Source organism: Mesorhizobium sp. M4A.F.Ca.ET.050.02.1.1 (genome assembly GCF_003997725.1).
Taxonomy (GTDB): domain Bacteria; phylum Pseudomonadota; class Alphaproteobacteria; order Rhizobiales; family Rhizobiaceae; genus Mesorhizobium.
Map to the genome: position 1 here is coordinate 1 of NZ_RZSG01001397.1, position 637 is coordinate 637.

Sequence of the window (637 nt, forward strand, 5' to 3'; positions counted from 1 at the left end):
ATGCAGAAGGTCGGCAACGAAGGCGTCATCACCGTCGAGGAAGCCAAGACCGCCGAGACCGAGCTGGAAGTCGTCGAAGGCATGCAGTTCGACCGCGGCTATCTCTCGCCCTACTTCGTCACCAACGCCGACAAGATGGTCGCCGATCTGGAAGACGCCTACATCCTGCTGCACGAGAAGAAGCTCTCCAACCTCCAGGCCATGCTGCCGGTCCTGGAAGCCGTCGTGCAGACCTCGAAGCCACTGCTCATCATCTCGGAAGACGTCGAAGGCGAGGCTCTGGCTACGCTGGTCGTCAACAAGCTGCGCGGTGGCCTGAAGATCGCCGCGGTCAAGGCTCCGGGCTTCGGTGACCGCCGCAAGGCCATGCTGGAAGACATCGCCATTCTCACCGGTGGCCAGGTCATCTCGGAAGACCTCGGCATCAAGCTCGAGAGTGTCGGCCTCAATATGCTCGGCCGCGCCAAGAAGGTGTCGATCTCCAAGGAGAACACCACCATCGTCGACGGCGCCGGCAAGAAAGAAGAGATCCAGGGCCGCGTCGCCCAGATCAAGCAGCAGATCGAGGAAACCACCTCGGACTACGACAAGGAGAAGCTGCAGGAGCGTATGGCGAAGCTCGCCGGCGGTGTTGCGG

Annotated in this window: 1 protein-coding gene; it reads left to right on the plus strand. The window is 61.7% G+C overall.

The features are described 5' to 3' along the window. Positions 1 to 637 (plus strand): chaperonin GroEL (gene groEL / locus EOA33_RS37750; protein ID WP_127407846.1); only part of this gene is annotated, 637 nt, incomplete at both ends.